Genomic DNA, 359 nt, shown 5'->3' on the forward strand with positions numbered 1-359 from the left:
CCGCCGCTGCGGCTCCGGCTCGCCGGTCCAGGTCGTCACCCGCGACTTCCCGTGGATGGTCATCCCATGCGTCAGAATGCGGGTGACAGTCAGCGGTACGTCCTGCATAGTGCTCAGCACGGCGTCCTCCCGGTGGGCGCTACGTGGCAGTAAGGTTCCGCTGATTCTGCGCACATACCACGTGGTATGTCACTACTTCCGGGAGTACGAATCGGTGAAGCGGGTGAATCCGGGGCCGCCGTCCGCCCTGATCCGGGGCTTGCCCGCCCCGATCCGAGGTGTGTCCGTACCGCCGCGCTTACGGTCCCTGCTCCACGCTCCTCCGGACTGCCGTCCGGCTCAGCGCACCGGTTCAGCGC

This window comes from Streptomyces sp. NRRL WC-3549 (genome assembly GCF_000721935.1).
Classification (GTDB): Bacteria; Actinomycetota; Actinomycetes; order Streptomycetales; family Streptomycetaceae; genus Streptomyces.